Genomic DNA, 7,047 nt, shown 5'->3' with positions numbered 1-7,047 from the left:
GATGATGTAAAAGAGGGAGACACTGTGACACTTCTAGATAATACTTATGATTCACCTCAATCAGCTGAAACTTTAGCTCAAAAACAAGACACGATTAGCTATGAAGTTTTATGTAATTTAGGTAGACGTTTACCTAGAATCTATCAAGTTGATGACCAGATGCATGTAACTAATGAATTATTAAAATAGTATAGTCACTTGAAATAAAATTTGTTATTATAAAATTAATTAAAGTTTATAATGTCTTATTTGGTATCAACTGGAGGTTCATATTATGCTTACTTTCAATCAAAATAGAAGTCACAGTCTTGAACAATCTTTAAAAGAAGGCTATGCACAAATGGCCGAATTAAATCTCTCCCTAGCGACAGAAGCTTTTCCTCTAGAATGCGAAGCTTGTGATTGCAACGAAACGTACATTATTTCTAATTATAAAAGTGAATGATTAGAAGAGGCGATGTATATTTAGCTGATTTGTCACCAGTACAGGGCTCAGAACAAGGGGGAGTCAGACCTGTAGTTATCATTCAAAACGATACTGGCAACAAATATAGTCCTACCGTAATCGTTGCTGCGATTACGGGAAGGATTAATAAAGCGAAAATACCCACACATGTTGAAATCGAGAAAAAGAAATACAGACTTGATAAAGATTCAGTAATTCTACTCGAGCAAATTAGAACATTAGATAAAAAACGACTAAAAGAAAAATTAACATATCTATCTGATGAGAAAATGCAAGAAGTAGATGAAGCACTAGACATTAGTCTAGGATTGCATGATGAAGTTAAAACGCAAAATACATAACTTAATTCATGTATAATTCAAAAGTATTTCATTTTAACTATTAAAGACAATATTTTAAATTCAGTTATTCGAATTTTCGTACTTTAATTTCTATGTACTTAATACATATTAGTCCTATTTGAAGGTAAGTACTAGATTAATTGATAGTCTTTAGTTGTTGACTTTAGGTAATACCTAAAGTCTTTTTTAAATATAAAGCATATTATTTAATATTATGGTTTTAACAATAATGAATTTTATTAATAAATACCATATGCATATAAAAAGTTCTAAGTGATAGATATATTGAAGCAAGGAGGCAGATTTGTGGAAGAATGTAAGCAGCATTATAAGCAACTTATTGATGAAAGTTTAGTTACGCAAAATAAACAACAATTTCTAGAAAAGTGTAATGATTTTACAGATGAAGTAATTAAAAAAGATATTCTACCTGAAGATATTGTGAATATACACAAATCATATGTATCCTCCTTAAATTTAAATAAAGAACAAATTTTTGATACATTAGATGTGTTACAAGAGGTTGTAAAAGGGTTTGGATATAGTTATCGAGACTACCAAAAGTTAGTTGATAAAATGCAATTCCACGATAAAGAAATTGATTTAGCTTCTAGGCTTCAACAGACAATGTTAAAAACTGATATCCCTCAATTTGATAGTATACAGATTGGTGTGATTTCAGTTGCTGCTCAAAAAGTGAGTGGCGACTATTTTAATTTAATTGATCATAGAGATGGAACGATGAGTTTCGCTATTGCTGATGTTATAGGTAAAGGAATTCCAGCTGCATTAGCTATGAGTATGATTAAATTCGGAATGGACTCCTATGGGCATTCCCAATTACCAAGTGATGGATTGAAACGTCTTAATCGTGTTGTGGAGAAAAACGTAAATCAAAATATGTTTGTGACTATGTTTTACGGATTATATGAAGAAATGAACCATCTACTTTATTGTAGTTCTGCAGGTCATGAACCTGGATATATATATAGAGCGGAAACTGAAACATTTGTAGAAATTGAAGTTAGAGGAAGAGTCTTAGGTGTAAGTCAGCACACTCGTTATAGACAACAAGAAATTCCCATTCATTTAGATGATTTAGTTATCATATTTACTGATGGTGTTACAGAAGCAAGATACACAGATGGTGAATTCATAGCTAAAAACACATTGTTGAACCTCATACGTAAGTATAAGCATATGCATCCACAAGATATAGTACAAATATTATATGAAGCTATATTAAAAATACAAAACCCTAACAAACGTGACGATATGACTATTATGATTATAAAACGTGTAAATTAAATATTAAATTTTTAGATTATATAAATCTAACTATGGGTATACTTACTAAAGTATACATATTATTAGTAACAAAAGACTAAACTAGGAGTGTAAGAACTATGAACCTTAACATTGAGACGGTAACACATGATGAATATTATGAAGTCATTGTGGCTGGGGAATTAGATGTTTATACAGTACCTGAATTAGAAGAAGTTTTGATGCCAATGCGTCAAGAAGGTACTCATGATATTCACGTGAATGTGACAAACGTTAGTTATATGGATTCTACAGGATTAGGTTTATTTGTAGGAACATTAAAAGCTTTGAATCAAAATGATAAAGAATTATATATTTTAGGTGTATCAGATAGAATCGGAAGATTATTTGATATTACTGGCCTTAAGGACTTAATGCATGTCAATGAAGGAACGGAGGTAGAGTAACTTGCCTATTAAAAATGATTATATCGAGATGAAATTGCCTGCCTCTGCTGAGTATGTGAGTTTAATTCGTTTAACTCTATCAGGGGTATTCTCAAGAGCAGGCGCATCTTACGACGATATAGAAGATTCTAAAATTGCAGTAAGTGAAGCCATTACTAACGCAGTGAAGCATGCTTATAAAAATGATGAAACAAATGGTATGATAAATTTATGTTTTGAGTTATTTGATGATAAAATAAAAATAGTTATCTCAGATCAAGGTGAAAGTTTTGATTATGAAACGACTAAATCACAGCTAGGACCTTACGATGAGAATGAAAATATCGATTTCTTACGTGAAGGCGGACTTGGTTTATTCTTAATTGAATCCTTGATGGATGAAGTGAAAGTCTTTAAAGAATCTGGTGTAACAATCAGCATGATTAAGTATATAAAAAAAGAGCAGGTGCCAAATAATGACGAAAGAGTTGAAATCAGTTAATGATGTATCACCTGAGCAAATTAACCAATGGATTAAAGAACATCAAGATAACGCTAATACAGAAGCTCAAGATAGATTAGTTAATCATTATCGAAAATTAATTGAATCTTTAGCTTATAAGTATTCTAAAGGACAATCACATCATGAAGATTTAGTTCAAGTTGGTATGGTTGGTTTAATAGGTGCTATTAACAGATTTGATTTGTCTTTTGATCGCAAATTTGAAGCATTCTTAGTACCGACTGTTATTGGTGAGATTAAGAGATATTTAAGGGATAAAACTTGGAGTGTTCATGTTCCGAGAAGAATAAAAGAGATAGGCCCACGTATCAAAAAAGTAAGCGATGAACTAACAAATGAGTTGGAAAGATCCCCATCAATTGCAGAAATTGCTGATCGTTTAGAAGTTTCAGAAGAAGAAGTGTTAGAAGCTATGGAAATGGGTCAAAGCTATAACGCGCTTAGTGTTGATCATTCAATTGAGGCAGATAAAGATGGTTCAACAGTAACTCTATTAGATATCATGGGGCAAAAAGATGATAATTATGACTTAACTGAAAAACGTATGATTCTTGAACGTATTTTGCCTATTCTCTCAGATAGAGAAAGAGAAATTATTCAATGCACGTTCATAGAAGGATTAAGCCAGAAAGAAACTGGGGAACGTATTGGATTAAGTCAAATGCATGTATCACGCTTACAAAGAACTGCAATTAAGAAATTGCAACAAGCTGCTAAACAATAAAATATTACATTTAGAGTCTAGAACATTAATTATATAAAACTATAGTGGACAGTCGCAATTGTTGCACGTATTGATAAATAGTTCAACTAGTAGTTTTTCAGTTCTAGTCATCTATGTAGGGGTGGGACAATGAATTCACTATGAATTCTATCCGACTCCTTTTTTACTTTTGAATTAAAAAAGCAATGCTTAAAATTAAATATTGTATACTTAGAGAAATAAGAATTTTTGAAAAGTGTGGTTATATAAATGGATAAAATGTTAATGAATGAAATAGTGTCTAAATATCAATTTTCTGAAAAACAAGTAAAATCCGTATTAGAATTGCTAGAAGAAAATAATACTGTTCCTTTTATAGCAAGATATCGTAAAGAAGCAACGGGTGGTTTGGATGAAGTTCAAATCAAACAAATTTCTGACGAATATCAATATGTTGCAAATTTACAGAAAAGAAAAGATGAAGTTATACATAATATTGAACAACAAGGTTTATTAACAAATGAATTAAAAGAAGATATTCTTAAACAAACCAAATTGCAGCGTGTCGAGGATCTTTATAGACCTTTTAAACAAAAAAAGAAAACAAGAGCAACTGAAGCTAAGCGAAAAGGACTTGAAAGTTTAGCCCAATGGATTAGTGATGGTCAACAGGGTGAATTGAGTCAAAAAGCTGAGGCGTATATTAATGATGAAGTAGCTACTGTTGACGAGGCAATTCAAGGAGCGTTAGATATCATTGCTGAACACGTTTCAGATAATCCTAAGTATCGCAGTCGTATATTGAAAGATATTTATAGGCAAGGAAATATAGTAACGGCTAAGAAGAAAAAAGCGGATGATGAAAAAGAAACATTTGCAATGTACTATGATTATGTGGAACCTATTAAGAACGTTGCTAATCATAGAGTGCTAGCTATGAATCGTGGTGAAAAAGAAAAAGTGCTTTCAGTCAAAGTAGAATTTGATACTCAACAAGTAGCAAGTGCTATTGAAAAAAATGAGGTTAAAAGTAATAATCCACATGGAGATTATATAAAATTAGCAATTGAGGACAGTTTAAAAAGGTTAATAATGCCTTCGATTGAAAGAGAAATACGCGCTGATTTAACTGAGAAAGCAGAACAACATGCTATTGAGGTCTTTAGTGAAAATTTAAATCACTTATTGTTGCAACCGCCTATGAAAGGTAAGCAAATATTAGGAGTTGACCCAGCATTTAGAACAGGATGTAAACTAGCAGTCATTAATCCTTATGGGACTTTTATTGATAAAAGTGTAATTTATCCACATCCACCTAAATCTAAAGTAGATGCATCTGAAAAAGAAATTGTCCGAATGATTAAAGAAAATAATATAGAACTTATTGCAATTGGTAATGGTACAGCAAGTCGTGAAACTGAACAATTCGTTGCAGATGTTATCAAAAAATATAATTTAGATATTAAATTTATTATTGTCAATGAAGCAGGGGCCTCAGTGTATTCTGCTTCAGAAATTGCTAGATCTGAGTTTCCTAATTTTCAAGTTGAAGAACGAAGTGCTGTTTCAATAGGAAGACGAGTTCAAGACCCATTAAGTGAATTAGTTAAAATAGATCCTAAATCTATTGGTGTGGGTCAATATCAACATGACGTAAATCAGAAAGAACTTGAAAGTGCATTAACATTTGTTGTTGAAACAGCCGTAAACCAAGTTGGTGTAGATGTAAATACAGCATCAAAATCTTTATTACAGTATGTTTCTGGTCTATCTAGTGCAATAGCTCAAAACATTATTGATTACCGTGAAGAAAATGGAGCAATCAAGCACAATAAAGAAATAAGTAAAGTGAAACGATTAGGTGCTAAAACATTCGAACAAAGTATAGGATTTTTGCGTATTGTAGATGGCTCTGAACCACTTGATAATACATCAATTCACCCTGAGAGTTATGATGTGACATATGAATTATTGACAGTTTTAAATTTTGATATCAATGATTTAGGTACTGACAAGTTAAAAGCTGAATTATCCAAAATAAACACAAATCAAATAGCTGAACAATTAAATGTTGGAGTACCAACCTTAGAGGATATTATTAAATCTCTAATGGCACCTAATCGAGATCCTCGTGATGAGTTTGAAACGCCTATCCTAAAATCTGATGTACTATCTATTGAAGATTTAAAAGAAGGTATGAAATTAAGTGGAACAGTAAGAAATGTTGTTGATTTCGGAGCATTTGTAGATATAGGTGTGAAACAAGACGGATTAGTACACGTATCTAAATTATCAAAAAAATTCGTCAAAAATCCTATGGATATAGTTAGTGTTGGAGATATAGTAGAAGTTTGGATTCTTGATATTGATCAAAATAAAGGAAAAGTTTCTCTAACAATGATTGATCCACATGAATAATAATGAACTTCAAAATATGGTTGAAAGCATTTCAAACCGATATTTTAGTGAACCTTTTCGTCATAATACTTTGTTTAATAATAAGCTACGTACTACAGGTGGACGTTATATTTTAGATTCACATAACATTGAAATTAATCCTAAACAATATCAGTATTATGGTAAAAATGCACTAATCGATATAATTAAACATGAATTATGTCACTATCATCTGCATTTAGGTGGAAAAGGTTATAAACATAAAGATCCAGACTTTAAAATGTTGAGTAAGCAAGTCGGTGCTCCGAGATTTTGTAAACCTATTCAATCATATGAAGCGCGTGCTAATTATTTATATAAATGTCAATCATGTGGTTGCAAATATTTAAGGATAAGGAAAGTAGATGTTCGGAAGATGAGGTGTGGAATTTGCAATGGAAAGTTGTCACTAATCGAACATTTAACTTAGTTACTAAGTAACTAAAATTGAAATTCAGGTCTACTTTTACAATAATTGTAGATCTGAATATTTTTGTTTATTAAATGTTGACATTAATTATAAAAACATGTATAGTATATATCGTTGCTTTAATAAAAGAGTTAAACATTAATTGATTGTAAAACGTCTTTAAAAATATGTTAAAAAGTTATTGACATTTCATTACAAAACATTTACAATAATTTATGTTCTCGATAGTTAATAGTAATTATTGCGTTTTGCCAGCGGTCGTGGCGGAATGGCAGACGCGCTAGGTTGAGGGCCTAGTGGGAGAAATCCCGTGGAGGTTCAAGTCCTCTCGGCCGCACCAAATAAACTTTTAATTTAATATGCGGGTGTAGTTTAATGGCAAAACCTCAGCCTTCCAAGCTGATGTTGTGGGTTCGATTCCCATCACCCGCTCCAT

Annotated in this window: 9 protein-coding genes and 2 tRNA genes; all 11 read left to right on the top strand. The window is 31.6% G+C overall.

All coding sequences use genetic code 11. The features are described 5' to 3' along the window. The coding region (locus HMPREF2737_RS02480) for an alanine racemase C-terminal domain-containing protein (RefSeq protein ID WP_305366835.1) at positions 1-189 on the top strand (189 nt) is incomplete at its 5' end. Between the two features lie 85 nt (positions 190-274). Then, positions 275-445, top strand: a complete 171-nt coding sequence (gene mazE, locus HMPREF2737_RS02475; protein WP_037538759.1) for a type II toxin-antitoxin system antitoxin MazE — start codon at positions 275-277, stop codon at positions 443-445. Continuing rightward, positions 442-807 (top strand): type II toxin-antitoxin system PemK/MazF family toxin, encoded by a 366-nt coding sequence (locus HMPREF2737_RS02470; RefSeq protein ID WP_011275272.1) that lies wholly within the window; start codon positions 442-444, stop codon positions 805-807. Before mazE ends, HMPREF2737_RS02470 begins: the two co-directional genes overlap by 4 nt. A gap of 306 nt (positions 808-1,113) precedes the next feature. Beyond that, positions 1,114-2,115, top strand: coding sequence for a SpoIIE family protein phosphatase (locus HMPREF2737_RS02465; RefSeq protein WP_037551998.1), 1,002 nt, complete (start codon positions 1,114-1,116; stop codon positions 2,113-2,115). 98 nt (positions 2,116-2,213) lie between these two features. After that, positions 2,214-2,540 carry an anti-sigma factor antagonist gene (locus HMPREF2737_RS02460; RefSeq protein ID WP_011275274.1) on the top strand — a complete coding sequence of 109 codons (327 nt, stop codon included), beginning with the start codon at positions 2,214-2,216 and terminating at the stop codon, positions 2,538-2,540. A 28-nt stretch (positions 2,541-2,568) separates the two neighbouring features. Continuing rightward, positions 2,569-3,021 carry an anti-sigma B factor RsbW gene (gene rsbW, locus HMPREF2737_RS02455; protein ID WP_052071620.1) on the top strand — a complete coding sequence of 151 codons (453 nt, stop codon included), beginning with the start codon at positions 2,569-2,571 and terminating at the stop codon, positions 3,019-3,021. Then, positions 2,996-3,766, top strand: coding sequence for an RNA polymerase sigma factor SigB (gene sigB / locus HMPREF2737_RS02450; protein WP_037552004.1), 771 nt, complete (start codon positions 2,996-2,998; stop codon positions 3,764-3,766). The genes rsbW and sigB overlap by 26 nt, the downstream gene beginning before the upstream one ends. A gap of 249 nt (positions 3,767-4,015) precedes the next feature. Continuing rightward, complete coding sequence (locus tag HMPREF2737_RS02445; protein ID WP_037552006.1) at positions 4,016-6,163, top strand: Tex family protein; 2,148 nt, start codon at positions 4,016-4,018, stop codon at positions 6,161-6,163. Then, positions 6,156-6,611: a SprT family protein gene (locus tag HMPREF2737_RS02440; protein WP_037552009.1), complete on the top strand. Its 456-nt coding sequence runs from the start codon at positions 6,156-6,158 to the stop codon at positions 6,609-6,611. Before HMPREF2737_RS02445 ends, HMPREF2737_RS02440 begins: the two co-directional genes overlap by 8 nt. A 254-nt stretch (positions 6,612-6,865) precedes the next feature. Beyond that, positions 6,866-6,951: transfer RNA gene (locus tag HMPREF2737_RS02435), tRNA-Leu, on the top strand. 21 nt (positions 6,952-6,972) lie between these two features. Further along, positions 6,973-7,046 (top strand) — tRNA-Gly (locus tag HMPREF2737_RS02430). Position 7,047: the final 1 nt, after the last annotated feature.

Origin of the sequence: Staphylococcus sp. HMSC069D12, from assembly GCF_001810405.1 — a bacterium.
In the GTDB taxonomy this organism is placed as follows: Bacteria; Bacillota; Bacilli; order Staphylococcales; family Staphylococcaceae; genus Staphylococcus; species Staphylococcus haemolyticus.
Note: the sequence above shows the minus strand (reverse complement) of the source record. Positions and strands in the feature narration are given on the sequence as shown.

Excerpts from the sequence above, each read along its gene's own strand:
- HMPREF2737_RS02460 (WP_011275274.1), top strand. The coding sequence starts at position 2,214 with ATGAACCTTAACATTGAGACGGTAACACATGATGAATATTATGAAGTC.
- HMPREF2737_RS02445 (WP_037552006.1), top strand. The coding sequence starts at position 4,016 with ATGGATAAAATGTTAATGAATGAAATAGTGTCTAAATATCAATTTTCT.
- rsbW (WP_052071620.1), top strand. The coding sequence starts at position 2,569 with ATGAAATTGCCTGCCTCTGCTGAGTATGTGAGTTTAATTCGTTTAACT.
- mazE (WP_037538759.1), top strand. The coding sequence starts at position 275 with ATGCTTACTTTCAATCAAAATAGAAGTCACAGTCTTGAACAATCTTTA.
- HMPREF2737_RS02470 (WP_011275272.1), top strand. The coding sequence starts at position 442 with ATGATTAGAAGAGGCGATGTATATTTAGCTGATTTGTCACCAGTACAG.
- sigB (WP_037552004.1), top strand. The coding sequence starts at position 2,996 with ATGACGAAAGAGTTGAAATCAGTTAATGATGTATCACCTGAGCAAATT.
- HMPREF2737_RS02440 (WP_037552009.1), top strand. The coding sequence starts at position 6,156 with ATGAATAATAATGAACTTCAAAATATGGTTGAAAGCATTTCAAACCGA.